The organism is Microbacterium sp. 22296 (assembly GCF_052045385.1).
Taxonomy (GTDB): Bacteria; Actinomycetota; Actinomycetes; order Actinomycetales; family Microbacteriaceae; genus Microbacterium.
In genome coordinates this window covers 389,311-414,197 of record NZ_JBQEOS010000001.1, presented here as the reverse complement: position 1 = coordinate 414,197, position 24,887 = coordinate 389,311, and the positions used below count along the sequence as shown (strand labels likewise).

The 24,887-nt window shown below is 71.0% G+C and carries 21 protein-coding genes, 1 tRNA gene and 1 pseudogene; 6 read left to right on the top strand and 17 right to left on the bottom strand.

Features of this window, described 5'->3' with window-relative positions:
- The first annotated feature begins 7 nt into the window (after positions 1-7).
- Positions 8-80: transfer RNA gene (locus ACTJJP_RS02015), tRNA-Ala, on the top strand.
- 312 nt (positions 81-392) lie between these two features.
- Here ACTJJP_RS02015 and ACTJJP_RS02010 read toward each other — a convergent pair.
- Positions 393-1,775, bottom strand: a complete 1,383-nt coding sequence (locus ACTJJP_RS02010; RefSeq protein ID WP_440773374.1) for an MFS transporter — start codon at positions 1,773-1,775, stop codon at positions 393-395.
- A gap of 189 nt (positions 1,776-1,964) precedes the next feature.
- On the opposite strand from ACTJJP_RS02010, the gene ACTJJP_RS02005 reads away from it, so the two are divergent.
- From ACTJJP_RS02005 to ACTJJP_RS01995, 3 genes are read left to right on the top strand one after another with little or no spacing between them, the layout of a single operon-like run.
- Positions 1,965-2,621 (top strand): response regulator transcription factor, encoded by a 657-nt coding sequence (locus ACTJJP_RS02005; protein ID WP_440773373.1) that lies wholly within the window; start codon positions 1,965-1,967, stop codon positions 2,619-2,621.
- Positions 2,618-4,006 (top strand): sensor histidine kinase, encoded by a 1,389-nt coding sequence (locus ACTJJP_RS02000; protein ID WP_440773372.1) that lies wholly within the window; start codon positions 2,618-2,620, stop codon positions 4,004-4,006. Before ACTJJP_RS02005 ends, ACTJJP_RS02000 begins: the two co-directional genes overlap by 4 nt.
- Positions 4,003-4,938, top strand: coding sequence for a TAXI family TRAP transporter solute-binding subunit (locus tag ACTJJP_RS01995; RefSeq protein WP_440773371.1), 936 nt, complete (start codon positions 4,003-4,005; stop codon positions 4,936-4,938). The genes ACTJJP_RS02000 and ACTJJP_RS01995 overlap by 4 nt, the downstream gene beginning before the upstream one ends.
- 69 nt (positions 4,939-5,007) lie before the next feature.
- On the opposite strand, the gene rsfS is transcribed toward ACTJJP_RS01995, so the two are convergent.
- From rsfS to rplU, 9 genes are all read right to left on the bottom strand, one after another.
- Positions 5,008-5,388 (bottom strand): ribosome silencing factor, encoded by a 381-nt coding sequence (rsfS, locus tag ACTJJP_RS01990; protein WP_440773370.1) that lies wholly within the window; start codon positions 5,386-5,388, stop codon positions 5,008-5,010.
- Positions 5,385-6,485 carry a hypothetical protein gene (locus ACTJJP_RS01985; protein WP_440773369.1) on the bottom strand — a complete coding sequence of 367 codons (1,101 nt, stop codon included), beginning with the start codon at positions 6,483-6,485 and terminating at the stop codon, positions 5,385-5,387. Before ACTJJP_RS01985 ends, rsfS begins: the two co-directional genes overlap by 4 nt.
- A complete protein-coding gene (gene nadD / locus ACTJJP_RS01980) occupies positions 6,482-7,078 on the bottom strand; it encodes a nicotinate-nucleotide adenylyltransferase (RefSeq protein ID WP_440773368.1) in 597 nt (198 codons plus the stop codon). The genes ACTJJP_RS01985 and nadD overlap by 4 nt, the downstream gene beginning before the upstream one ends.
- Before the next feature lie 10 nt (positions 7,079-7,088).
- Positions 7,089-7,313, bottom strand: coding sequence for a hypothetical protein (locus tag ACTJJP_RS01975; protein ID WP_440773367.1), 225 nt, complete (start codon positions 7,311-7,313; stop codon positions 7,089-7,091).
- Between the two features lie 50 nt (positions 7,314-7,363).
- On the bottom strand, positions 7,364-8,623 hold the full coding sequence (locus ACTJJP_RS01970; RefSeq protein ID WP_440773366.1) for a glutamate-5-semialdehyde dehydrogenase: 1,260 nt from the start codon (positions 8,621-8,623) through the stop codon (positions 7,364-7,366).
- A gap of 4 nt (positions 8,624-8,627) precedes the next feature.
- Complete coding sequence (gene proB, locus ACTJJP_RS01965; RefSeq protein ID WP_440773365.1) at positions 8,628-9,464, bottom strand: glutamate 5-kinase; 837 nt, start codon at positions 9,462-9,464, stop codon at positions 8,628-8,630.
- The gene (gene obgE / locus ACTJJP_RS01960) at positions 9,461-11,005 is read right to left on the bottom strand and encodes a GTPase ObgE (protein ID WP_440773364.1); all 1,545 of its coding nucleotides are present in this window, start codon (positions 11,003-11,005) and stop codon (positions 9,461-9,463) included. Before obgE ends, proB begins: the two co-directional genes overlap by 4 nt.
- A 108-nt stretch (positions 11,006-11,113) precedes the next feature.
- Positions 11,114-11,374 (bottom strand): 50S ribosomal protein L27, encoded by a 261-nt coding sequence (rpmA, locus tag ACTJJP_RS01955; RefSeq protein WP_055836932.1) that lies wholly within the window; start codon positions 11,372-11,374, stop codon positions 11,114-11,116.
- A gap of 18 nt (positions 11,375-11,392) precedes the next feature.
- On the bottom strand, positions 11,393-11,701 hold the full coding sequence (gene rplU, locus ACTJJP_RS01950; protein ID WP_055836929.1) for a 50S ribosomal protein L21: 309 nt from the start codon (positions 11,699-11,701) through the stop codon (positions 11,393-11,395).
- A 211-nt stretch (positions 11,702-11,912) separates the two neighbouring features.
- Between rplU and ACTJJP_RS01945 the strand changes: the two genes are divergently transcribed.
- Positions 11,913-12,182 (top strand): DUF4031 domain-containing protein, encoded by a 270-nt coding sequence (locus tag ACTJJP_RS01945; protein ID WP_440773363.1) that lies wholly within the window; start codon positions 11,913-11,915, stop codon positions 12,180-12,182.
- Between the two features lie 164 nt (positions 12,183-12,346).
- Here ACTJJP_RS01945 and ACTJJP_RS01940 read toward each other — a convergent pair.
- Positions 12,347-14,813, bottom strand: a pseudogene (locus tag ACTJJP_RS01940) (Rne/Rng family ribonuclease); the annotation flags it as partial.
- A 537-nt stretch (positions 14,814-15,350) separates the two neighbouring features.
- Between ACTJJP_RS01940 and ACTJJP_RS01935 the strand changes: the two are divergent.
- Positions 15,351-15,947, top strand: a complete 597-nt coding sequence (locus ACTJJP_RS01935; protein ID WP_440773362.1) for a vitamin K epoxide reductase family protein — start codon at positions 15,351-15,353, stop codon at positions 15,945-15,947.
- A 481-nt stretch (positions 15,948-16,428) separates the two neighbouring features.
- On the opposite strand, the gene ndk is transcribed toward ACTJJP_RS01935, so the two are convergent.
- The 6 genes from ndk to ACTJJP_RS01905 all read right to left on the bottom strand — a co-directional run bounded on the left by ndk (position 16,429) and on the right by ACTJJP_RS01905 (position 24,844).
- On the bottom strand, positions 16,429-16,845 hold the full coding sequence (gene ndk / locus ACTJJP_RS01930; protein ID WP_058231506.1) for a nucleoside-diphosphate kinase: 417 nt from the start codon (positions 16,843-16,845) through the stop codon (positions 16,429-16,431).
- A gap of 3 nt (positions 16,846-16,848) precedes the next feature.
- The gene (locus ACTJJP_RS01925; RefSeq protein WP_440773361.1) at positions 16,849-17,262 is read right to left on the bottom strand and encodes a DUF4233 domain-containing protein; all 414 of its coding nucleotides are present in this window, start codon (positions 17,260-17,262) and stop codon (positions 16,849-16,851) included.
- Positions 17,259-18,611 carry a bifunctional folylpolyglutamate synthase/dihydrofolate synthase gene (locus ACTJJP_RS01920; protein WP_440773360.1) on the bottom strand — a complete coding sequence of 451 codons (1,353 nt, stop codon included), beginning with the start codon at positions 18,609-18,611 and terminating at the stop codon, positions 17,259-17,261. Before ACTJJP_RS01920 ends, ACTJJP_RS01925 begins: the two co-directional genes overlap by 4 nt.
- A complete protein-coding gene (ileS, locus tag ACTJJP_RS01915) occupies positions 18,608-22,075 on the bottom strand; it encodes an isoleucine--tRNA ligase (protein ID WP_440773359.1) in 3,468 nt (1,155 codons plus the stop codon). The genes ACTJJP_RS01920 and ileS overlap by 4 nt, the downstream gene beginning before the upstream one ends.
- Before the next feature lie 331 nt (positions 22,076-22,406).
- On the bottom strand, positions 22,407-24,008 hold the full coding sequence (locus ACTJJP_RS01910; RefSeq protein WP_440773358.1) for a dipeptide ABC transporter ATP-binding protein: 1,602 nt from the start codon (positions 24,006-24,008) through the stop codon (positions 22,407-22,409).
- Complete coding sequence (locus ACTJJP_RS01905) at positions 24,005-24,844, bottom strand: ABC transporter permease (protein WP_440773357.1); 840 nt, start codon at positions 24,842-24,844, stop codon at positions 24,005-24,007. Before ACTJJP_RS01905 ends, ACTJJP_RS01910 begins: the two co-directional genes overlap by 4 nt.
- Between the last annotated feature and the right edge of the window lie 43 nt (positions 24,845-24,887).

The window sequence follows — 24,887 nt, the reverse complement described above, 5'->3', positions numbered from 1 at the left end:
AAAACAAGGGCCTGTGGCGCAGCTGGTAGCGCACCTGCATGGCATGCAGGGGGTCAGGGGTTCGAGTCCCCTCAGGTCCACCTCCAGACAAAGCCTCCGCTTCGGCGGGGGCTTTCGTCGTTTCCCGCTCGCGGCGAGTGCGGAGCTCCGGGAGACGGGGCTCACGGCATCCGGATCCCTCGACCGCGAGCTCCGGGGTATCGCCGCTCGCAGGATGTCGCACGGTTCGCAGTGCGCCTCGCGAACTCCGTGAGCAGACCGTGATGACGAGATTCGTGCACGGGCACTCGTGCGCGTTCGGTGAGACCCACACCCGAACGCCCACGAAGCCCCGAGACACGCCGCTGGTGGGTGCCGTCCCGAGCGGGGCGACGCCCACCGGCGTGTCGGGGTCAGCGCGTCGAGACCGGCACGCGCGTCCGTGCCGTCTGCGCCTCCCGCATGACGAGCTCGTCCTCGAGCCAGTTCGGCGCCTTGTTGCGCAGGGCGAAGATGTACACCGCGAGCGAGGCCGAGATGATGACGGTCACGTAGACGATGAACAGCGGCACCTGCTCCGTGCTCTGCGCCCCGGCGTACAGCAGGGGGGCCGTGCCGCCGAACAGCGAGTTGGCGAGGGCGTATCCGAGGCCGACGCCCAGCGCTCGCACGTGGGTGGGGAAGAGCTGGGCCTTCACCAGGGCGTTGATCGAGGTGTAACCGGTGAGGATGACGAAGCCGCCCAACAGGATCGCGAAGGCCGCGAACTCATTCGTCTGCTGCGGGAGCATCGTGATGAGGAACCACGTGTACAGCACGCCGCCGACGCCGAAGAAGACCAGCAGCGACTTGCGGCCGACTTTGTCGCTCAGCCACCCGCCGAGGGGCTGCATGAGCATCAGAGCGGTGAGCGCGATGAGGTTGATCACGGTGCCGGTGACCACGTCGCCGCCCGAGAAGGCCGTCTTGACGATGTTCGGGCCCGTGACCGAGTAGGTGTAGAACGCGACCGTGCCACCCGCGGTGACGGCGAAGCAGAGCAGCAGCGGACGCCAGTTGTTCACGAGCAGGTCGCGCATCGAGCCCGAGTCCTTCGACCGGCCCGACTTGGTGTCGTCGATGACGCTCTTCTCGAGCGACTCGTCCATGGTGCGCCGCATCCAGAAGACCGCGACCGCGGCGACACCGCCGATGGCGAAGGCGACGCGCCAACCCCAGGATGTGATCGCTTCCTCGTCGAGGGTCAGCACCATGACGAGCAGGGTCGTCTGAGCCAGCACGTGACCGCCGACAAGGGTGACGTAATGGAACGACGAGAGGAAGCCCCGCCGGCCGGGCATGGCCGCCTCCGACATGTACGTCGCGCTCGTGCCGTACTCGCCACCGGTCGCGAAGCCCTGCACGAGACGGGCGAACACCAGGATGACGACGGCGCCGACGCCGATCATCTCGGCGGTGGGGGCGAAGGCGATGACCAGGGAGCAGAACGCCATCAGGGAGACCGACACGGTCAGCGACAGCCGTCGGCCGTGCCGGTCGGCGAAGCGGCCGAAGAACCAGGAGCCGATGGGACGCATGAGGAAGGTGACCGCGAAGATCGCCCAGACGTAGATCGTCGAGTTCTTGTCGTCGGAACTGAAGAACTGCGACTCGAAGTACACCGCGAACACCGAGTAGACGTAGACGTCGTACCACTCGACGAGGTTGCCCGCCGATCCTTTCAGGGTGTTCGAGATGGAACGCCGGAGGCTCGTGGGGATCGTGGTCGTGGTGGCCGGTGGTGTCGTCGTTGACATGGGAGATCCGATCGGTCGATGGACGGTTCTCGTCTCGCGTGCCGTCGGGACATCCCGGCGACGACGACGAGGCGTATGCCGACATCCTGTCGAGAAGTCATCGCCCACGGCGCGGATCCTTACATGCGCCTTACATTCGCGCCCGCTCTGCCGCGGTTCCCGGCGCGGGTGCGTGCCTACGATGAACACATGCACGTACTCGTGGCCGAGGACGACGGCTCCGTCGCCGCAGCGCTCGTCTCGGCGTTGCAGCGCGCCGGCCACGCGAGCACGCGCGTCAGCCGAGGCAGCGACGTGCTGCTGCGCCACCGCGACGCGCAGGTCGTTCTGCTCGACCTGGGCCTGGAGGACATGGACGGCCTCGACGCCCTCCGTCAGCTGCGCGCGGTCAGTCAGATCCCTGTCATCGTCGTCACCGCCCGGGGCGATGAGCGATCGACGGTTCGAGCCCTGTCGCTCGGCGCCGACGATTACCTGGTGAAGCCCGTGCGCCTGCACGAGCTGCTCGCGCGGCTGCTCGCCGTCACCCGCCGGTACAGTCCGCCCGAGGATCCCATGCGCGTGCAGGTCGGCCCGGTCGACATCGAGGTCGACGCCCGTCGCGTCATCGCCGACGGCCGCGACGTGGCGCTCACGCCCAACGAGTTCGGCATCCTGTTCTCCCTGGCCCGGCGCGCAGGCCAGATCGTCAGCCGCCCGCAGATCCTCGACGAGGTGTGGGGCGACGCGTACGCGACGTCGTCGCGCTCGTTCGACGTGCACCTGGGTCAGGTGCGCCAGAAGCTCCCCGAGCTGACCATCACGACCGTCCGCGGCGTCGGCTACCGCCTCGAGGATTCCGGATGAGGCTGCGCGTCCTGCTGCCGCTGCTCGTGTTCGGGTTGATTGCCGTCATCGCCGTGCTGATCCCCGTCGCCCAGTCCCTCGCGGATTCCCGCACGCAGCAGCTCGCCCTGCAGCGCACCGCGGCTCTCGACCAGGTGGTCCAGCGCGCGCGTACCGCACTCGTGCAGGGCGACGCCGACGGCCTCCAGACCTACCTGCAACGCTTCCACGCGGTCTACGGCGAGTCGGTGCTCGTCCTCGATGAGGGCGGAGATGCCGTCGCCTCCGCGGGTGAGGTGTCGCGCGACGAACGCGTCGACGCGCTCGTGACCGCGGCATCCCGGGCCCTCCCCCAGCTCTCGCTCCCCCGCGTCACGCCGTGGGGACCGGACACAGCCGTCGTCGCCGTGCCGGTGATCGCCGCCGGGGACCTGTCGACCGGTGTCGTGGTGCTGGCCGTCGACCTCCGCGACGCGCAGGCGGACGTCTCGCGCGCCTGGGCCGTGATCGTCGTGGTCGGGGTGGTGCTGCTCGGCGCCCTGATGGGTGCGTCACTGCTGTGGACCTGGTGGATCCTTCGTCCGGTGCGCGCCCTCGACGCCGCCGTCGCCGACGTCACCGCCCACCGCGACCCCTCGCCCCTGCGTCCCTCCGGACCGCCCGAGCTCCGACGCCTGAGCCGTGCCTTCGGGGAGATGACGGCCGAGGTCGAGAGCAGCCTGGAGCAGCAGCGCGGATTCGTCGCGGACGCCTCGCACCAGTTGCGCACGCCGCTCGCCGCGATCCGGCTGCGCGTGGACGGTCTCCCGCGAGAGGGAGAGGCGGCCACCGACCTCGCGGCCGTCGACGACGACCTCGACCGGCTCGAATACACGGTGGAGCGCATGCTCACCCTCGCCAACGCGGAGCACCGCGCCTCGGCGCGATCGCAGGGGCGCGATCCGGCCCGCGACGACGGCGCCGCGCGCGAGTGCACGGTCACGGCGACCGAGATCGCCGACCGCCACCGTGACCGTCTGGAGGCGGCCGGACTCCGGCTGGTCACGGTGCCGGGCCCGGCGGTCACGGTCCCGTGCGGGCGCGCCGACCTCGACGAGATGGTCGATGTGCTGCTCGACAACGCGGTCAAATACGCCGGCCCCGCGGCCGACGTGCGCGTGAGTTTCGCACAGGATGCCGACGGCATCCGGCTCGCGGTCGAGGACTCCGGGACGCGACTCGCCGACGACGACCTCGCACGCATGGGCACCCGGTTCTGGCGCGCCGGCCGCGACGCGACGCAGACGGGAACGGGCCTCGGGCTCGCCATCGTCGCCCAGCTGATGCGTGCCGCCGGCGGGCGGCTCGAGCTCGCCCGCTCGGCGTGCGGGGGGCTCGCGGCTCGCCTGGTGTGGGAGCGATCGTGACGACGCTCACCCGGCGCGGGTTCCTGGTGGCGGGCGTGGCCGCCGGGGCGATGGGTCTCGCCGGCTGCTCCCCCGCCCCGCCCCGCGTCCTCACCCTCGCGTGCGGCGAGCCGGGCGGGAGCTACCTGCAGTTCGGCGAGCTGTTGAGCGCGGTCGCGCGAGAGAGCGGTGACGTCCAGATCACGGCGCTCGCCACGGAGGGCAGCGTCGACAACCTCGCGCTGCTCGACGCGGGCAGCGTCGACCTCGCGCTCTCGCTCGCGGACTCCGCGGCGGCGGCCCCCGAGGGCGACCGTCTCGTCGCCATCGGAAGGGTGTACCAGAACTACCTGCAGTGCATCGTCCGCGCCGCTGACGGCATCACCTCGCTCGCCGACCTGTCAGGCCGCGTCGTGTCTCTGGGAGCTGCGGGATCGGGGGCGGCCGCGACCGCGCGACGGCTCCTGGATGCCGGGGACCTGACGTCGACGTCGACGCCCCCGGTCCTGATCGAAAGGCCGTTCCGCGACGCGGTCGACGATCTCGCGGAGGGTCGCATCGACGCCCTCTTCTGGTCGGGCGGCGTGCCGACACCTCAGATCGCCGACCTGGCCGATCTGACGCCGATCCGCGTGCTCGACACGACACCCGTCCTGCCCGAACTGCTGCAGAAGTACCCCGACGCGTACGTGGCCACGACGATCCCCGCGGGCGTGTACGGAGCCGACGCGCCGATCCCGACGATCGGCGTCGCGAACCTTCTCCTCGCCCGGCCCGATCTCGACGACGATCTGGCGCGCCGCCTGGTCGACGTGCTGATCGACGACGCCGCGCGCCTCGTGCCGCCCGGTTCCCTCGGGATCCAGTACCTGACGCCGGCGAGTCTGATCGACACCGTGCCCGTGCCGCTGCACCCCGCCGCCGAGCGGCGGTACCGCGAACGGTACGCCTGACCGATACGACATCACCGGTGCCACGAAGAACGCCCCCTGCCGCGGGCAGAGGGCGTCGTCGAATGAGGGTTACTCCGCGGCGTGCGCCGGCGTGGGGATCTCGAGCGGGACGATGGGGCAGTCCTTCCACAGTCGCTCCAGGCCGTAGTACACGCGCTCCTCCTCGTGGAAGACGTGCACGACGAGGTCGCCGAAGTCGAGCAGCACCCAGCGGGACTCCTGACGCCCCTCGCGGCGGAGGCGCTTGTGGCCCGCTTCGAGCAGCTTCTCCTCGATCTCGTCGGCGATCGCGGCGACATTGCGCTCGTTGCGACCGGTGACGAGGAGGAAGACGTCGACGAGGGGAAGGGGCTCCGACACATCGAGGGCGACGAGATCGTCTCCGCCCTTGGCGTCGGCGGCGAGGGCGGCGATCTGCGCCATCTCTTTGCCGTTGGTGGTGGCGGTCATCGGAAGACTCCTGTCGTGAAGGCGAGGCCGAGGGTTCCGACCACCGCCAGGAAGAGAGCACCCGTCGTGATGATGAGACCCACGAGGAGCTTGCTCCCCTTCTCGGGTGCCGGGGGACGGATGATCTCCCCGGGTTGTTTGACGGTGCTGATCGCGGCACTGGCCGCGATCGGGGTGGGTGACGAGGCGGCCGGAAGCTCGCCGTCGAGGAGGACGGCGTCGGCGTCGCGACCGTCGGTGGTGCCGGGGGCGTGCCCAACCGAGCCGAGCCCGTCGGGCAGGTCGAAGGTGCCCGTGATCATGATCTCGCCGGTCGCGCTGACCGGGCCGACGAGCGGTGCACCCGTCGGCGTCTGCGAGAGGATCAGCGAGTTCGGCGTCGAGACGGTTCCGGTCGCGCCGGTGGTACGCGAGATGAGCTGGTCGAACGAGGACGGGAGCGACGCGTCGGGCGTCGCGCCGTCGAGCAGTTCGGAACCGAGGGCGGGGTTGACGACCGACGGTGCGGGAGCCGCCGCGGGGGCGGGGGCCTCTGCCGCCGCCGGGCGGAAGATGGCCGGCCGCGGGGAGTCGTCGGACGCGGGCGGAGCCGCGACGAGCGGCGCCGAGGTCTCGAGGTCGGGACTGATCACCGGCACGGATGCCGTGCGGATCTTCTCCTGTGCGCGCGCCTGCCGACGGGTGAGGCCGGACACGCCGTGGTCGACGCCGGCCTCGGCGTAGGGGTCGAAGGCGGCGGCGGGCGCCGGCTCGACCGGCCGCGCGGCGTCGACCGTGGACGTGCTCCCGTCGGCGGCCGGGACGGCCTCGATGACCGAGGGCGCCTCCGGTGCGGCGGTCGCTGCCCTGGCGTCCGGGGACGCGGGCTCGGCGCTGGGAGCCGGCGCGTCCGAGGACGGGGACTCGGCGCTCGGAGCCGGCGCGTCCGAGGACGGGGACTCGGCGACCGGGGGCTCGGGGTCAGCGGCCGGTGCCGTGGCGTCCGGGACCGCGGGGTAGTCGTTCGGCGTGATGATCGGCGTGGCGCCGGTCTGACGCAACTCTCGCAACTGACGGCGGGTCAGGGCGGGCGTCTCGGGGGTATCGGGAGTGCTCATGCCTTGCTCCGGTAGAGATGGTGCTTCGCGATGTACTGCACGACGCCGTCGGGCACGAGGTACCACACGGGGTGTCCTCGGCGCACGCGGGCGCGACAGTCTGTGGACGAGATCGACAGGGCGGGGATCTCCAACTGGCTCACGTTCTCGGAGGGAAGCCCCTCGGTGCTCAGCACGTGGCCGGGACGCGAGACGGCGACGAAGTGCGCCAAGTCCCACAGCTGCTGGTGACTGCGCCAGCTGAGGATCTGCTCGACCGCGTCGGCGCCGGTGATGAAGAACAGCTCAGCGCCCGGACGCTGCTCGCGCAGATCGCGCAGGGTGTCGATCGTGTAGGTGGGGCCGGCCCGATCGACGTCGACCCGGCTGACGGTGAACTGCGGATTGGATGCCGTCGCGATCACCGTCATGAGGTAGCGGTGCTCGCTCTCGGTGACGTCGTCCTTCTGCCACGGACGGCCCGTGGGGACGAAGACGACCTCATCGAGATCGAACGACTGCGCGACCTCGGATGCCGCGACCAGGTGACCGTGATGGATGGGATCGAACGTCCCACCCATGACCCCGATGCGAGGGGCGCGCGTCACCGACATACGGTGGGCCTCAGTGGCCGTGCGCCTCGGGGACAGGCGCACCGTGCTTCTGCGCGTAGGCCTCTGCCTTGTGCGCGTGACGGTTCGACACGTTGCGGTACGACAGCGTGACCAGGCTCAGCAGCACGAAGACCACGAATGCCACGGCACCGGCCCAGAAGGTCTCGGCCTGCACGTTGCCGCCGTGGTGTCCGCCTTCTTCGGCGGCGTGGGCGAGAAGCGTGGCGAAAGTCATCAGTACTCCGTTCGAGTGGTCTGCGCGGCGCGCAAAGCCATTTTAGGCGGTCAGGCGCGGACCTGGCCGCCGCCGCGCCCGAGCCACTTGGTGCTCGTCAGCTCGGCGAGACCCATGGGTCCGCGGGCGTGCAGTTTCTGGGTCGAGATGCCGACCTCGGCGCCGAAGCCGAACTCGCCCCCGTCTGTGAAGCGGGTCGAGGCGTTGACGAGCACGACGGCCGAGTCGACCTCGGCGAGGAAGCGGTCGGCGGCGGCCTGGTCGTCGGTGATGATCGACTCGGTGTGGTGCGTCGAGTAACGACGGATGTGGGCGAGGGCGTCGTCGAGGTCGTCCACGACGCGCACGGCCAGGTCGAGCGTGCCGTACTCGCGCGCCCAGTCGTCGTCGGTGGCCGCCACGACGCGCGCGTCATGCGCGCGGGTCTCGTCGTCTCCGTGCACCGTGACCCCGGCGTCGGACAGGGATGCCAGCAGCTCCGGCAGCAGACGATCGGCCGCGCCGCGGTGCACGAGCACGGTCTCGACGGCGTTGCAGACGCTCGGGCGTTGCGTCTTGGCGTTGAGCACGATGTCGCGGGCCCAGTCATCGCGGGCGGTGGCGTCGAGGTACACGTGGACGACGCCCGCCCCCGTCTCGATCACCGGCACAGTGGATTCGGTGACGACGGTCTCGATCAGACCGGCACTCCCCCGCGGAACGAGCACGTCGACGAGACCGCGGGCGTTCATGAGCGCCCGCGCCCCCTCGCGACCGAAGTCGTCGACGCTCTGCACGGCCTCGGGCGTCACGCCCTGCGACTGCAGGGCATCGCGCATGACCGACACCAGGACGGCGTTCGTGCTCTGCGCGGCAGACCCCCCGCGCAGCACCACGGCGTTGCCGGAGCGCAGCGCGAGCGAGGCGATGTCGACCGTCACATTGGGGCGGGCCTCGTAGATGGAGCCGACGACGCCGAACGGCACCGCGACCTTCTGCAGGCGGATCCCGTTGGGCAGGGTGCGCTCGTCGAGTACCCGTCCGACCGGATCCGGCAGCTCGGCGACGTCGCGGACGGCGGCGGCCAGGGCGGCCACCCGCCCGGTGTCGAGGCGCAGACGGTCGAGCAGTGCCTCGCCGATGGCATCCGTACGCCCCCGCTCGAGGTCGTCGGCGTTCGCGGCGACGATCTCGTCGGACGCGGTCACGAGAGCGTCTGCCACGGCGTTCAGCAACACGCTCTTGCGAGCGGAATCGAGGAGGGCGATCTCACGCGCCGCGTCTTTCGCGAGACGCAGGCGCTCCTCGACGGAGGCGGCGATGACGGTCATGCGCTCAGTGTACCGGCGCGTTCACGGCGCCCACGGGCCCCGTCGCCAGGGTGACGGGATCGGGGTTCGGCGCGAACCACGTGCCGACGGACGCACCGGCGAGGGCGGATGCCACCAGATCGGCGCTCGTGACGAGCACGCCCACCCCGGCGGTCGAGGCGAGCTTCGCGGCCGAGGCCTTCGTGGCCGCTCCCCCGGTGCCCACGCCGTTGACGACGCCGGCGCCGAACTCGAACTCCGACAGGTCGTGTCCCCACTCCACGTCGGTGATGGGGCGCGCGCCCGGCTCGCTGGGCGGCCGGGTGAACAACGTCTCGATGTCGCTCAGCAGCACGAGGGCGTCGGCGCCGATGAGCTGGGCGACGAGGGCGGCGAGGCGGTCGTTGTCGCCGAAGCGGATCTCGTGGGTCGCCACGGTGTCGTTCTCGTTGACGATCGGGAGGATGCCGAGTCCGAGCAGTCGCTCCATCGCCCGACGGGCGTTGGAGCGGTGCGTGGCGTTCTCGAGGTCACCGGCGGTCAGCAGCACCTGACCGGCGAGCAGCCCGAAACGATCGAGCGAGGTCTGGTAACGCCACATGAGCACGTTCTGCCCGACGGCCGCTGCGGCCTGCTGGGTGGCCAGATCGTTGGGACGCCCGCCGAGATCGAGCAGCGGCAGCGCCGTCGCGATCGCACCGGACGATACCAGCACCACCTCGGTGCCGGCGCGACGGGCGTCGGCCAGGGCCTCCACGATCGTGTCGATGCGGTGCGCGCCGTCGCCGCTGATGGACGACGACCCCACCTTCACCACGACCCGGGAGGCGCCGGGGATGTCGGCGCGGGTCTCGGCCGTCACCGGGCGTCGTCCTCTCCGCCGATCACCGTCGAATCGCCGTCGGGGGTGATGCCGGCGGCACGCGCCGCGCGGCGCTCGGTCTCGAGTTCGGCGCGCGCCTCGGCCTTGGCATCCATGCGCTCGTGGTACCGCTCGCGGCGCTCCGACGACGTGCGGCGGGGGTTCTGCACGAGGCGCGGATCGGTGCCTCGCGGAGCCGTCATGAGCTCGGCCGCCGAGGTGAGCGTGGGCTCCCAGTCGAACACGATGCCGTCGCCGGGACCGATGACGACGGTCGCGCCCGCGACCGCACCGGCTCGGAATAGACCCTCTTCCACGCCGAGGCGCGCGAGGCGGTCGGCGAGGTAGCCGACGGCTTCCTCGTTCTGGAAGTCGGTCTGCTGCACCCACTTGACCGGCTTGTCTCCGAGGATGCGGTACACGGGACCGTAGGTGCCGCCCTCGACCTTTACCTCGAAGTCCTTACGCGAACCCTGCGGGCGGATGACGATGCGCTCGGTGGGCGCGTCGTCGATCGTGGCGAGACGGTGCTGCTCGACCACGTCGGCCAGCGCGAAGGTGAGTTCGCGCAGCCCCGCGCGGCTGACCGTCGAGATCTCGAACACGCGGAAGCCGCGGGCCTCCAGGTCGGGGCGCACGAAGTCGGCGAGCTCGCGGGCCTCGGGCACGTCGATCTTGTTGAGGGCGACGATCTGGGGACGCTCGAGCAGCGGCGTCTGCCCCTCGGGTACGGGGTAGGCGCCGAGCTCGGCGAGGATGATGTCGAGGTCGCTCAGCGGATCGCGGCCCGGGTCGAGGGTCGCGCAGTCGAGCACGTGCACCAGCGCGGTGCAACGTTCGACGTGGCGCAGGAACTCGAGTCCCAGGCCCTTGCCCTCGCTCGCGCCCTCGATGAGCCCGGGGACGTCGGCGATGGTGAAGCGAACGTCACCGGACTGCACGACGCCGAGGTTGGGGTGAAGGGTGGTGAAGGGGTAGTCGGCGATCTTCGGACGCGCGGCGGACACCGCGGCGATGAGGCTCGACTTGCCGGCCGAGGGGAAGCCGACCAACGCGATGTCGGCGACGGTCTTGAGCTCGAGGACGACGTCGCCCTCCCAGCCGGGAGTGCCCAGCAGGGCGAAACCGGGTGCCTTGCGCTTGGGCGAGGACAACGAGGCGTTGCCGAGACCGCCCAGGCCGCCCGGCGCGACCACGAAGCGCATTCCGGGGGTGAGCATGTCGACCAATACCGTGCCGTCGGGGTCCTTCACGACGGTGCCGAGCGGGACGGGGAGTTCTTGATCCTCACCCTCCGCGCCGGAACGGTGGTCGCCCATACCGAAACCGCCGTTGCCGGCCGACCGGTGCGGCGAGTGGTGATACGACAGCAGGGTCGTGACCTGCGGGTCGGCGACGAGCACGACGTCGCCGCCACCCCCGCCGTTGCCACCGTCGGGACCGGCCAGCGGCTTGAACTTCTCGCGGCGCACGGAGACGCAGCCATTGCCGCCCTTGCCCGCACGCAGGTGCAGGGTGACGCGGTCGACGAAGGTGACCATGGCGGGTCCTTCCGGGTGATCGAGCAAACCAGACGCGCGGCAGCCGGTTCGGGAAATGAAACGAGGGGGTGGGCTTCGCCCACCCCCTCGAGCGCCGAAGCGCGGGAATTACTCCGCTGCGGCGGTGACGATGTTGACGACCTTGCGGCCGCCCTTGGCGCCGAACTGGACCGCACCGGGAGCCAGAGCGAACAGCGTGTCGTCGCCCCCACGGCCGACGTTGGCGCCGGGGTGGAAGTGCGTGCCGCGCTGGCGGACGATGATCTCGCCGGCGAGCACGACCTGACCACCGAAGCGCTTCACGCCGAGGCGCTGTGCGTTGGAGTCACGACCGTTACGGGTGGAGCTTGCGCCCTTTTTGTGTGCCATCTCTGCGTCTCCTGGCTCTTACTTGATGCCGGTGATCTTGACGCGCGTGAGGTCCTGACGGTGGCCCTGGCGCTTCTTGTAGCCGGTCTTGTTCTTGAACTTCTGGATCACGATCTTCGGACCGCGCTCCTCGCCGAGCACCTCGGCCGTGACCGAGACCTTCGCGAGCTTGTCGGCGTCGGTCGTGACCGCGTCGCCGTCGACGAACAGGACGGCGGGCAGCTGGATGCTCTCGCCGATCTTCGCCTTCTGGCGGTCGAGCACGACGACCGTGCCGACCTGGACCTTCTCCTGGCGGCCGCCGGCGCGCACAACTGCGTAAACCACTTCACACCTGTTTCGTTCGGGAGCGCGGGGCTCCGGTTGTCTGATGACGTTGGGAGGGTCTGATGACCCAAGTCTCGGTGCGATCCGGCCGACGGAAGTCAGCGGGGTCACGCTCCCGAAGAGCGGACGCGACGCACCAAGGGTCGAGTTTAGCTCACCGGGCGGCATCCGGCAAAAGCTTCGACCCGCGTGTCGACCGTAGGATCGCGGAATGGCGATCCTCATCGACGACCCGCAGTGGCCTGCGCACGGACGCCTGTGGGCGCACCTCGTGAGCGACAGCGACCTCGACGAGCTGCACGCCTTCGCCGCAGCCGCCGGCATCCCCCGCCGCGCCTTCGACCTCGACCACTACGACGTGCCCGACGAGCGCCACGCCGACCTGGTCGCGGCCGGCGCCGAGCACATCGGCGGCAAGGAACTCGTGCGGCGCCTGCGGGCCTCGGGGCTGCGCATCACCGCGCGCGAACGACGCTCCTGACACGCGCGCCGCGGGCTTTCTGAGCGGCCCCGGCATTCCGCGTGGTCCGGGCGTGCACGCGCCCGACGGAGACGTGGGCAGGGGTCGCCCCGCGTCGCGCGCGAGCGCGGCTCGGCGGCGAGGAGCGACCCCTGCGGACGGCGTCGTGTTCAGGACTCCGTCGTGGGCTGCGCGTTGACCGGCGTGCCGGTGAGGGCGGCCGTGGTCACCCGTCGGCGCGAGCGACCCTGACCCGGGGCCTTCGGCTCGGGCAGAGCCTCGAGCACCGACTCCAGCAGGGCGTCCTTCTCGGTCCGCGGCGCCTTGGGCTCGCGCTTCTTGCGCGGGCGCTTCTCGCGCGCCGGNGTCGAGCTTGGTGTCGAGGACGGCCTCGACGGATGCCACGACCGCGGCCTCGACGACGGCGGGGTCGTCGACCGTCGGCTTGACGGTGGATGCCGCGATCTGCGCGAGCGCGGACTTCACGCCCTCGGTGATGACGTGCGTGCCGCCGTTCGCAGCCGACGCCGCACCGTTGCCGGTACCGTGACCGGTGCTCGCCGCGGCGGACGAAGCGTTGTTCGACGGACCGGCGTTGCCGCCGCGCCCACGACGGTTCGAGGAACCGCCGTTGGCGTTGCCGTTGCCGTTCGCGGTGCCCGACGGACGGTGCTTGACGACCGGGTCGTGGTGCACGACCACGCCGCGACCGGCGCAGACCTCGCACGCCTCGCTGAAGGTCTCGAGCAGGCCGAGGCCGAGCTTCTTGCGCGTCATCTGAACGAGGCCGAGCGAGGTGACCTCGGCGACCTGATGCTTCGTGCGGTCGCGGCTCAAGCACTCGATGAGTCGGCGCAGCACGAGGTCGCGGTTGGACTCGAGCACCATGTCGATGAAGTCGACCACGATGATGCCGCCGATGTCGCGCAGACGCAGCTGGCGGACGATCTCTTCGGCCGCCTCGAGGTTGTTCTTCGTGACGGTCTCTTCGAGGTTGCCGCCCGAGCCGACGAACTTGCCGGTGTTGACGTCGACGACGGTCATCGCCTCGGTGCGGTCGATGACCAGCGAACCGCCGGAGGGCAGCCAGACCTTGCGGTCCAGGGCCTTCTCGATCTGCTCGGTGACGCGGAACGCGTCGAACGGGTCCTGATCGCCCTCGTACTTCTCGACGCGCTCGAGCAGGTCGGGCGCGACACCCTGGAGGTAGCTCGAGATCGTCTGCAGCGCCTCTTCACCCTGGATGAGCATGCGCGTGAAGTCCTCGTTGAAGACGTCGCGCACGATCTTGACCAGCAGGTCGGGCTCGGAGTGCAGCAGGGAGGGAGCCTGGATGGTCTTGAGCTGAGTCGAGACGTGCTCCCACTGCGAGGTGAGGCGCTGCACATCGAGGGTGAGCTGCTCTTCGGTGGCGCCCTCGGCGGCCGTGCGCACGATCACGCCCGACGACTCGGGGAGCACCTCCTTCAGGATCTTCTTCAGGCGCGCCCGCTCGGTGTCGGGGAGTTTGCGCGAGATGCCGTTCATCGTGCCGTTGGGCACGTACACGAGGTAACGACCCGGCAGCGAGATCTGACTGGTCAGACGCGCACCCTTGTGGCCCACCGGGTCTTTCGTCACCTGCACGAGCACGCGGTCGCCCGACTTGAGGGCGAGCTCGATACGGCGGGGCTGGTTGTTGGTCTCGACACCCTCCCAGTCGACCTCGCCGGAGTACAGCACGGCGTTGCGTCCGCGACCGATGTCGACGAACGCGGCCTCCATGCTGGGCAGCACGTTCTGCACGCGACCGAGGTAGACGTTGCCGATGAGGGAGGCGTCCTGGTTGCGGGCGACGTAGTGCTCCACGAGCACATTGTCTTCGAGGACTGCGATCTGGATGCGACCGGCCTTGGAGCGGACGACCATGACGCGGTCGACGGCCTCGCGGCGGGCGAGGAACTCGGCCTCGGTCACGACGGGGCGACGACGCCCCGCCTCGCGACCGTCGCGACGGCGCTGCTTCTTGGCCTCGAGCCGCGTGGAGCCCTTGATGCGCTGCGGTTCGGTGATGACCTCGACGGCGCGCTGGCGGACGGGGGCCGCCGGCGGGTCGTTCTGCTCGACGGGGGCGGATTCGGTGCCGCCGCGGCGCCGGTTGCGGCGACGGGCATTGGCGGACACGCGCTCGGTGGGGCCCTCGTCGTCGCGGTCGTCACGATCGTCGAAGTCGTCGCGCAGCGCGACCGGCGGCAGCGCGGGTGCGTAGAAGTGCAGCGCGGTCGACACGGCCGACACGAAGTTCTCGGGCAGCAGGCCGAGGGAGACCGCGGTGGGGCGCGCGGGCTTCTCGGGTGCGGTCGCGACCTCGGGCTCGGGCGTCGTCGTGGGCTCGGGCGCCGTCCGGGCGGGAGCTTCTTCGGGGGCGGCGTCGTCCTCGCCGGCAGCGGGGGGCGCGGCCTCGGCCGAGGGCTCGGTGTCGCGCGGGGAGTCGACGGCCGTCGACGGCGCCGGAGCGGGCTCGTCGGCAGCGGTCGCGGTCTCGTCGGAAGCGGTCTCGGCGGTATCGGTCGCCGCGGTCCCCGTCTCCGCGGGGTCGGTCACGGCAGCGTCGCTCTCCGCGACGTCGTTCTCCGCCGACGCGGTGGACTGCTCATCCTCCACGTCGAGCACCGCGGGGGCACCGGCGTCGCCGACGACGGCGTCCTCGGCATCCTGGATCGCCGCCTCGTCCTCGTGGACGGCCGAGCCGTCGACCGAGGCGGATCCGGTCTCGGCCGAATCACCGTCCTCGATGGTCTGAGCGTCGGAGGCGTCCGTCGCGGACGTGTCGCCCGCGCTCTCGTCGGTGGGGGTCTGATCGTCTGTCACATCGGCCATGTCGGGGTTCTCCCTGGCGGGCGACACCGCGCGTCGCCCGACGAAATCTCATGCAGCGCCGCACCCGGCGGGCCGCGAACTCATTCGGTCTGCAGCAGGCCTGCGGCTCGTGCTGCGAAGGGCGGTCATCGCCCGAAGTCTTCTGGGTGATGTTCCTGCGGCGCGGCCGCGGTCACATCGACCTTCATTATCGCACGGACGGGCGCCAGGGCCAGCGGACACGTCGGTTCGCCCTCGGCGGAACGCCGACCGTCCACCGGCCGGCCGCGCGTGGGCCGATGGATGCCAGGCCCTCAGCCCCCGGAAAAGTCACGGTGGCAGGATGGCCGTATGAGCGAAACCGTCACCTCCCGACGCCCGGTCATCGTCGCGATCTGGCTGATCTTCGCCGGCGTCGTCGGTTGGTGGGCGGCTTTCTCGCTGACGATGGAGCGGTTCCACCAGCTGCAGAACCCGGGGGCTGCGGCATCGTGCGACATCAGTGTGCTCGTGCAGTGCTCGGCCAACCTGCAGTCGACGCAGGGCGCGGTCTTCGGATTTCCGAATCCGCTCATCGGCATCGCCGCCTGGATCGCCCCGATCGTCGTGGGCGTCGCGCTGCTGGCCGGCGCGCGATTCGCGCGATGGTTCTGGGCGCTGTTCTGGCTCGGCTTCGCGCTCGCACTGACCTTCGTCATCTGGCTCATCGCGCAGAGCCTGTTCGTCCTCGCAACGCTGTGCCCGTGGTGCATGGTGACGTGGTCGGTCGTGATCCCGTCGTTCTTCGTCGTCACGCTGCACGTGCTGCGCGAGGGCGTCATCCCGGGAGCCAGAGTGCGCGAGGTCGCTGACCGGCTCATGGTGTGGGTGCCGCTGATGACGATCGTCGCCTTCGTCGTCGTCGCGGTGCTCGCGCAGGTGCGCCTGAACGTGCTCGCGCAATTCTGAACCGTCGCGGGCGCATTCCGTCGCCGTCAGCAGTGCGGGGATAGCCGGCGCGCGTCACTGGCCTTGAGCCGCGACCCCCGCACCCACCCCCGCGCCGCGCACGACCTCAGTGATTCGCACGACCTCAGCCCGAAATCCCCCGATGCCGCTCACCTGATGCGAATCACCCACCTCGCGCCACACCCGCGGCGCGCATCCTCCGCGGTCCGCGCAACTTCGCCGATCCGCACAATCTCAGCGATCCGCAGGATCTCAGCCCGAAAGCGCCGGATGCCGCTGACCTCGCGCAAACCACGCACCTCGCGCCGTCGTCCGCACGACGTCAGCGATCCGCGCGATCTCAGCGACTCGCACGACCTCAGCCCGAAAGCCCCGGATGCCGCTCACCTGAGCGAATCACCGACTCTGCGCCGCCGCGCGGGACGCGGGAACGACGATGGCCGCCATCCTGTCGGAGTGGCGGCCATCGTGGCATCCGGGATCAGGCGAACCAGATCGCGAGCTCGCGCTCGGCGGATTCGACGCTGTCGCTGCCGTGCACGAGGTTCTGCTGCACCTTCAGGCCCCAGTCGCGGCCGAAGTCGCCGCGGATCGTGCCGGGGGCGGCGGTGGTGGGATCGGTGGTGCCGGCGAGGGAACGGAAGCCCTCGATCACGCGGTTGCCCGCGAGACGGATGGCCACGGAGGGGCCGGAGAGCATGAACTCCAGGAGGGGTTCGTAGAACGGCTTGCCCTCGTGCTCGGCGTAGTGCCGGGCGAGGGTCTCACGGTCGGGCTCGACGAGGCGGATGTCGACGAGCGCGTAGCCCTTCGCCTCGATGCGGGCGAGGATCGCGCCGGTGAGGCCGCGAGCGACGCCATCGGGTTTGACCAGGACGAGGGTCTCTTCGGTGGCCATGGGTCATTCTCCGTTCGAGAGGTCGGGGTCGGCGGCCCGCCGCGCATTCGCGCGATCGAGTGCCGCTCCCTTGATCGTCGCATACGCCCACATGCCGCCGAAAATGAGGGCGACAACCGCGAGGGCCGGAACGAGCAATCCGCCCAGCAGCAGGAGCACCTGCAGTCCCCATCCGGCGAACAGGGCCCAGCGGTGACGGAGCATCCCCGACACGGCGACCATCGCGATCGCCATCACGACGCCGCCGACGATGCCCCACCACGGCGCGATGCCGAACGGCAGCACCTTGAGGCCGTAGACGACGAGCCCGCCGAGGAAGACGATGATCGACTCGAAGCCGAGCACGACCGCGCCGAGCGACTCCTGCGCGCCGCGCTGGCGACGCGGGCGCGGCGCGCGCGGTTCGCGGGGGCTCACGCCTGCCACCCCGACTTCCAGTCCTCGAGTTCCGACAGACGCAGGGCTTCGCCGGCCAACACGACGGAGCCGGCGATGACGACGGCGCGGCGGTCGGACTCCGCAGCCCACGCGCGCGCGGCGTCGGCGGCGTCTTCGAGCGTGGGGTGGACGGTCACGGAGAGGTCGGCCGCTTCGGCGACGTCGGCGATCACGTCGGGGTCGGTGGCGCGGTCGCTGTCGGGGGCGGTGGCGAACACCCGCGCCACGGCGGGCACGAGCGCCGACATGATGCCGACGGCATCCTTCCCGTCGAGGATGCCGACCACGGCGCCCCACTCGTCGATGTCGAACGCCTCGTCGAGGGCGGCGACCAGCGCGCGGGCGCCGTGCGGGTTGTGGGCGGCGTCGACGAGCACGGTCGGCGCGGTGCCGACGAGCTGCAGGCGGCCGGGCGAGGTGGCGTTGCCGAGACCGTCGGCGACCACCTCGGCGGCCAGCGGCTGGGTGCCTCCGCCGATGAGCGACTCGACCGCGGCCACCGCCAGCGCGGCGTTGCGGCCCTGGTGCGCGCCGTACTGCGGCAGGTACACCTCGGAGTACGTGCCGGCAACCCCGCGGATGGAGAGCTGCTGGCCGCCCACCGCGAGGGTCTGCGCTTCGAGGGCGAAACCGTCACCCGCCACGGCGACCGTCGCGCCCTCTTTCTCGGCGCGGGCGCGGATGACCCGCAGGGCTTCGTCGGGCTGTTCCGCCGAGACGACGGCGGCGCCGGGCTTGATGATGCCGGCCTTGACGGTGGCGATCTCGGTGATCGTCGAGCCCAGGCGGTCGACGTGATCGATGTCGATGGGTGTGAAGACCGCGACGTCGCCGTCGGCGGTGTTCGTGGAGTCCCACTCCCCTCCCATGCCGACCTCGAGCACGAGCACGTCGATCGGCGCGTCGGCCGCGACGACGAACGCGAGCACCGTGAGCAGCTCGAAGAACGTCAGCGGCGCGTCACCGGCCGCGGCCAGCTCGGCGTCCACCATGGCGACGAACGGCTGGATCTCGTCCCACGCGTCGGCGATCGCGGCATCCGCCACGGGTTCTCCGTCGATGAGGATGCGCTCGGTGAAGCGTTCGAGGTGGGGGCTGGTGAACAGGCCGGTGCGGAGCCCCATGGCGCGCAGCAGGCTCTCGATCATGCGGCTGGTCGAGGTCTTGCCGTTCGTCCCCGTGACGTGGATCACGCGGTAGGTGCGCTGCGGGTCGGCGAGCAGCTCGAGCACGCGGCGCGTGCGCTCGACGCGCGGCTGCACCCACTGCTCGCCCTGTCGCTCGAGCAGGGCGCTGTAGACGGCGTCGGCGCGGGTGCGGTCGCTCATGCGGGGGCTCCGATCCGTGCGACGGCGACCGTGACGGCCCCGGCGTTCGCGTAGGTCTTGGCGGCGAGGACGTTCTCGAACTCCGCGGGGGCCAGGGACCCCCGCTCGACGAGTCGGCCCTCGGGACCGGCCAGCACGACGGCTTCGGCGAGAGTCTCGGATGCCACCCCCGCGATGTCGAACGCCTGGGCCACGGCCTGCGCGTCGGCGTCTTCGACGAAGGTGAGCGACAGGAAGATCCGGTCGCTCACGTCGAAGCCGGCGGCCTTACGGGTGTCCTGGATGCCGCGGATCATGTCGCGCGCCAGGCCCTCGGCCTCGAGCTCCGGCGTGGTGACGGTGTCGAGCAGCACGAAGCCGCCGCCCGCGAGCACGGCCAGCGCCTCTCCCTCGGGGCGGCCCGCGGTCTCGACGACGAGGTCGTACTCGGCGGGCTCGAGCGGGATGCCGCCCGCGACGACCTGTCCGTCGACCTCGCTCCAGTCGCCTTCGCGCGCCGCCTTGATGGCCTGCTGCACCTGCTTGCCGAGGCGGGGACCGGCGGCGCGGGCGTTCACCGACAGGCGGTGGGTGATGCCGTACTCGGCGGCGGTGTCGCCCTGCAGGGCGACCTGCTCGACGGCCTTGACGTTGAGCTCCTCGCGGAGGATGTCGTCGAACTGCGCGAGCCCCGCGGCATCCGGGGTCACCACCGTCAGACGCGGCAGCGGCAGGCGCACGCGCTTGGCCTCGCGCTTGCGCAGGGCGTTGGCGACACTCGAGACCTCGCGGACGGTGTCCATCGCGGTGCGGATGTCTTCGGCCGCCGGGAACACGGAGGCGTCGGGCCAGTCCTTGAGGTGCACGCTGCGGCCTCCGGTGAGCCCCTGCCAGACGCGCTCGGTGACGAGCGGCAGCAGGGGTGCTGCGACGCGGGTGAGCGTCTCGAGCACCGTGTAGAGGGTGTCGAACGCCTCGCGGCTCGAGGGGTCGTCGGTCACCCCGACCCAGAACCGGTCGCGGGAGCGGCGGATGTACCAGTTGGTCAGCACCTCGGCGAAGTCGCGCAGGCGCTCGGCCGCGGTCGTCGAGTCGAGGCCCTCGAGATCGGCGGCGACATCGCGCACGAGGTCGCCCGTGAGCGCCAGGATGTAGCGGTCGAGCACATCGGTGGAGTCCGTGCGCCACTCGGCGGTGTAGCCCTCTGCGCCGGACGCGTTCGCGTAGGTCGCGAAGAAGTACCACGCGTTCCACAGCGGCAGCAGGAACTCGCGCACGCCGGCGCGGATGCCCTCCTCCGTCACGACGAGGTTGCCGCCGCGCAGGACGCTGGACGACATGAGGAACCACCGCATGGCATCCGAGCCGTCGCGATCGAACACCTCGCGCACGTCGGGGTAGTTGCGCAGCGACTTCGACATCTTCTGCCCGTCGTTACCCAGCACGATGCCGTGGCACGAGACCCCGGTGTACGCCGGGCGGTCGAAGAGCGCGGTCGAGAGCACGTGCATCACGTAGAACCAGCCGCGGGTCTGCCCGATGTACTCGACGATGAAGTCGGCCGGAGCGTGCTCGTCGAACCACTCGTGGTTCTCGAACGGGTAGTGCACCTGCGCGAACGGCATCGAGCCGGAGTCGAACCACACGTCGAGCACGTCCTCGATGCGGCGCATCGTGGAGCGGCCGGTCGGGTCGTCGGGGTTGGGGCGCGTGAGGTCGTCGATGTAGGGGCGGTGGAGGTCGACCTCGCCGTCGGCGTTCACCGGAAGGCGGCCGAAGTCAGCCTCCATCTCGGCGAGCGAGCCGTACACGTCGACACGCGGGTAGTTCGCATCGTCGCTCTTCCACACCGGGATCGGCGAGCCCCAATAGCGGTTGCGGCTGATCGACCAGTCGCGTGCACCCTCGAGCCACTTGCCGAACTGGCCCTCCTTGACGTTCTCGGGCACCCAGGTGATCTGCTGGTTGTTCGCCAGCAGGTCGTCCTTGATCTCGGTCACGCGCACGAACCAGCTCGACACGGCCTTGTAGATCAGGGGGTTCCGGCAGCGCCAGCAGTGCGGGTACGAGTGCTCGTACGACGCCTCGCGCACGAGACGCCCGGCCTGCGTGAGCAGGCGGATGAGCGGGCGGTTCGCCTCGAACCAGAGCTCCCCCGCCACGTCGGTCACGGCCGAGAGGAACCGGCCGCCGTCGTCGAGCGAGATGATCGTCGGCAGGCCCGCGGCATCCGCGAGACGCTTGTCGTCCTCGCCGTAGGCCGGAGCCTGGTGCACGATGCCCGTTCCGTCGGACACGGTGACGTAGTCGTCGACGAGGATCTTCCACGCGTTCTGCGTGCCCCAGGCTTCGGCGTCGGCGTAGTAGTCGAAGAGGCGGTCGTAGGACACGCCCTCGAGCTCTGCGCCCGAGACGGTCTTCTCGACGGCCGCGCGGGCGGCATCCGCGCTCTCGTACCCGAGATCCTTGGCGTAATTCGGAAGCAGCTCCTCGGCCAGCAGGTACCGGTGCGCGACGGCTTCGAACGCCTCGTCGGCCGTGCCGTCGGGCGCGCGGTGCACGTCGGCGGCGCCGTTCGGGCCGCCCTCGATCACGGCGTACCGGATGCCGGGACCCACCGCGAGCGCGAGGTTCGTCGGCAGGGTCCACGGCGTCGTCGTCCAGGCCAGAGCCCGCACACCGGTCAGGCCCAGGGCCTCGGCCTTTGCGCCCACGAGCGGGAAGGTGACGGTGACCGAGGGGTCCTGCCGCATCTTGTAGACGTCGTCGTCCATGCGCAGCTCGTGCGTCGACAGGGGCGTCTCATCGCGCCAGCAGTACGGCAGCACGCGGTAGCCCTCGTAGGCGAGACCCTTGTCGTGCAGGGTCTTGAACGCCCACAGGACGCTCTCCATGTAGGTCGTGTCGAGCGTCTTGTAGCCGCGGTCGAAGTCGACCCAGCGCGCCTGGCGGGTGACGTAGTCCTGCCACTCCCGCGTGTACTCGAGCACCGACTCGCGGGCCTTGGCGTTGAAGGTCGCGACCCCCATGGTCTCGATCTCGTCCTTCTCGGTGATCCCGAGCTGCTTCATCGCCTCGAGCTCGGCCGGGAGGCCGTGGGTGTCCCACCCGAACACGCGGTCGACCTTCTTGCCGCGCATGGTCTGGAAACGCGGGAAGACGTCTTTCGCGTAGCCGGTGAGCAGGTGCCCGTAGTGCGGCAGGCCGTTCGCGAACGGCGGGCCGTCGTAGAAGACCCACTCCTGGGCGCCCTCGCGGTTCGCGATCGAGGCGCGGAAGGTGTCGTCGGCCGCCCAGAACGCGAGCGTGTCGTTCTCGATCTCCGGGAAGCGGGGGCTGGGGACGACGGATGCCGCGGACGCGGCGCCCTGCGCGGACGCGGCGCCCTGCGCGGACGCAGCGCCCTGCGCGGCCGTCGAGGTCGTGGCGTCCGGGGCCGACGCATCGGCGGCGGGGCCGAAGGATGAGGGGCGTGGGTAGGTCATGTCACTCCGCGGGTCGAGGTCTGCTCGCCGGGACGATCCTCACGGACCGCGGTACCACCCTGCATTGCCCACCCTCACGGGTGCGCCGCTCTCACTGCGGCTGTGACGGGCCTGCCCCGCGCGGTTCTAATCGGGGCCTGGACCCTTTTCTTCCGCGAGCTCCCCGGTGATGGCCGGATCGGTGCTGATGGATCGAGTCTACGCGCTCGCCGGTCTCAGCGCGGCGGGGCTGCACATCTGGTGGCCGGTGGCCACGCGAGTGTCCACGACACCCGGACGGCAACGCGATGAGCCCGGGATTCGTGGACACTCGCCGAGCCCGCCGAGCGGGTCAGTCCGTCGCGGGCTCCCACCCGGCGGAACCCAGCCCCGCTGCCTCCAGCAACTCGCGTGTGAACGCGTGTCCCGGAGAGGCGAACACGCGCGACACCGCTCCCGAGTCCACGACCCGGCCGTCCTTCATCACGATCACGTCGTCGGCGACCGCCGCCACCACATCGAGGTCGTGGGTGACGAAGACCATCGCCAGCTCACGCTCCCTCTGCAGGTCGAGCAGCCGCTCGAGGATCCGCGCCCGGACGGTCGCATCGAGGGCCGACACCGGCTCGTCGAGCACGAGCAGATCAGGCGAGGCGGCCAAGGCCCGGGCGATGGCGACGCGTTGGCGCTGACCGCCCGACAACTGCGCCGGCCGGCGACCCGCGAACGCCGCTGACAGCCCGACCTCCTCCAGCAGCGCGGCCACGGCCGGCCGCCGCTCGGCGCGCGCGGTGCCTGCCGCGGCGACCGCCTCGCTCAACGTTCGACCGACGGTCCACCGCGGGTCGAGTGCGCCCCAGGGGTTCTGCTGCACGAGTTGCACACGCCGCCGGTCGGCGCCGTGGGCCGCCGCAGACCCCCACGGCTTTCCGTCGAAGGTGAGGGTCCCCGCATCGGGAGTCGTCACCCCGACCACCATCCGCGCGAGGGTCGTCTTCCCCGAGCCCGACTCCCCCACGACCGCCAGGGTCCGGCCTCGTCGCACCTCGAAGGAGACCTCGTCGACGGCCATCCGGTCGCCGAACCACTTCGTCACTCGCTCCGCCGTGAGGATCGGTGCGTCCGACCGCGGGTCCCGCTCGAGCGGTTCGTGCGACACCGCCGCCACGAGCTCTCTCGTGGCCGGATGACGAGGGGATGCCAGAACCTCGGCCGTGACGCCCGCCTCGACGACGCGACCCTCGTGCATGACCACGACGCGATCGGCTACGCGCGCGACGGCGCCGAGGTCGTGACTGATGAAGACCACGGCCACGCCGTCGTCGCTGATCCGCCGGATCAGTTCGAGTACGCGCGCCTGCACAGTGGCATCCAGTGCCGTCGTGGGCTCGTCGGCGACGAGAATCGCGGGCGCCGCCGACAGGGCCGCGGCGATGAGCGCGCGCTGGCGCAGGCCACCGGAGAGCTCGTGCGGGTACTGGCGGGCGCGCAGGTCGGGTTCGGGCAGGGCGACACGTTGGAGCATCCCGCGCACACGATCAGCGAGGACGCCCCTGCGAACGGCCGGCTCGTGGATACGGATGGACTCGGCCACCTCGGCACCGATGCGGCGGAGAGGGTCGAGCGAGACGAGGGCGTCCTGCGAGACCAACGCGATACGGCGGCCGCGGAGCGCGCGCCACTGCCTCTCGGTCAGCGCCCCCGCATCGATCCCGTCGACGGTGAGCGTCTCCACCGACGACGTCAGTCCGCGCGGAACGAGACCGAGCAGGGCACGGGCGCTGAGCGACTTGCCGGCGCCGGACTCCCCCACGATCGCGACGCACTCGCCGGGCGCCACATCGAGGTCGAGGCCGTGCACGAGAGCGCCGTCGGGGCCGTCGATGCGCAACCCGCGCAGATGCAGGCCGTTCGTGCCCGACGCCCCCGGCATCCCGGCATCCGCTCCGCTCATGCCCCGCGCTCCTCGGCCCGCGCGCGCAGGGTCCGGCCCACCACGCTCACGCCCACGACGGTCGCGGTGATCGCGAGGCCCGGGAAGACCGCGACCCAGGGCGCCTGCAGGAGCAGGTTGCGGCCGGCTGAGAGCATCAGCCCCCACTCCGGCACCGGTTCGGTGGGCCCGAGACCCAGGAAGCTCAGCCCCGCGGCGGCGAGGATACTCGTGCCCACGCCGATCGTCGCGAGCACGCTCACCGCGCCGAGGACTCCCGGCAGCACATGGCGCACGTGCACGAGAGGGGCCGGCACCCCGCTGATGCGTGCGGCCTCGACGAATTCGGCGGTGGCCAAGGTGCGCGTCTGCGCCCGTGCGAGACGGATGTACACGGGGACGGCCGCGATGGTCACGGCGAGAGCGACGTTCGCCGGCCCCGGCCCCAGGACCGCCACGACGAGGAGCGCCACGAGGAATTCCGGAAACGCCAGCAGCACGTCGACGATTCGCATGGCGACCGTGTCGACGACACGCGGCGCGATCGCGGTGAGGGAGCCGGCCACGACCCCGACGACGAGGGCGAGACCCGTGGCCAGCAGGCCGATCCCGACCGATCGCCCCGCGCCGTACACGACGCGGGAGTAGACGTCGCGACCGCTCTGATCGGTACCGAACCAGTGCGCGCCGCTCGGGGGCTGCAGCGCCGCGCGCACGTCGGTGAGCAGGGGGTCGTGCGTGGCGAGGAGCCCCGGCGCGACCGCGGCGAGGGCGATGACGGCCAGCACGGCACCGGCGAGAGAGAGGGCGGTGGTGCGGCCGGGGCGCGCCCCGGTGCGGGCGGTGGCGACGCTCATGAGGGCACCCTCGCGCTCATAGCGGCGCCGCCGTCCCGACCGC

Coding starts and splice junctions, on each gene's coding strand:
- ACTJJP_RS01920 (WP_440773360.1), bottom strand. CDS start 18,611: ATGAGCGACCGCACCCGCGCCGACGCCGTCTACAGCGCCCTGCTCGAG.
- ACTJJP_RS01945 (WP_440773363.1), top strand. CDS start 11,913: ATGGCGATCCTCATCGACGACCCGCAGTGGCCTGCGCACGGACGCCTG.
- nadD (WP_440773368.1), bottom strand. CDS start 7,078: ATGTCGGTGACGCGCGCCCCTCGCATCGGGGTCATGGGTGGGACGTTC.
- ndk (WP_058231506.1), bottom strand. CDS start 16,845: ATGGCCACCGAAGAGACCCTCGTCCTGGTCAAACCCGATGGCGTCGCT.
- ACTJJP_RS01935 (WP_440773362.1), top strand. CDS start 15,351: ATGAGCGAAACCGTCACCTCCCGACGCCCGGTCATCGTCGCGATCTGG.
- rpmA (WP_055836932.1), bottom strand. CDS start 11,374: ATGGCACACAAAAAGGGCGCAAGCTCCACCCGTAACGGTCGTGACTCC.
- ACTJJP_RS01970 (WP_440773366.1), bottom strand. CDS start 8,623: ATGACCGTCATCGCCGCCTCCGTCGAGGAGCGCCTGCGTCTCGCGAAA.
- obgE (WP_440773364.1), bottom strand. CDS start 11,005: ATGGTCACCTTCGTCGACCGCGTCACCCTGCACCTGCGTGCGGGCAAG.
- ACTJJP_RS02010 (WP_440773374.1), bottom strand. CDS start 1,775: ATGTCAACGACGACACCACCGGCCACCACGACCACGATCCCCACGAGC.
- rsfS (WP_440773370.1), bottom strand. CDS start 5,388: ATGACCGCCACCACCAACGGCAAAGAGATGGCGCAGATCGCCGCCCTC.
- ACTJJP_RS01975 (WP_440773367.1), bottom strand. CDS start 7,313: ATGACTTTCGCCACGCTTCTCGCCCACGCCGCCGAAGAAGGCGGACAC.
- ACTJJP_RS02005 (WP_440773373.1), top strand. CDS start 1,965: ATGCACGTACTCGTGGCCGAGGACGACGGCTCCGTCGCCGCAGCGCTC.
- ileS (WP_440773359.1), bottom strand. CDS start 22,075: ATGACCTACCCACGCCCCTCATCCTTCGGCCCCGCCGCCGATGCGTCG.
- ACTJJP_RS01985 (WP_440773369.1), bottom strand. CDS start 6,485: ATGAGCACTCCCGATACCCCCGAGACGCCCGCCCTGACCCGCCGTCAG.
- ACTJJP_RS01910 (WP_440773358.1), bottom strand. CDS start 24,008: ATGAGCGGAGCGGATGCCGGGATGCCGGGGGCGTCGGGCACGAACGGC.
- ACTJJP_RS02000 (WP_440773372.1), top strand. CDS start 2,618: ATGAGGCTGCGCGTCCTGCTGCCGCTGCTCGTGTTCGGGTTGATTGCC.
- ACTJJP_RS01905 (WP_440773357.1), bottom strand. CDS start 24,844: ATGAGCGTCGCCACCGCCCGCACCGGGGCGCGCCCCGGCCGCACCACC.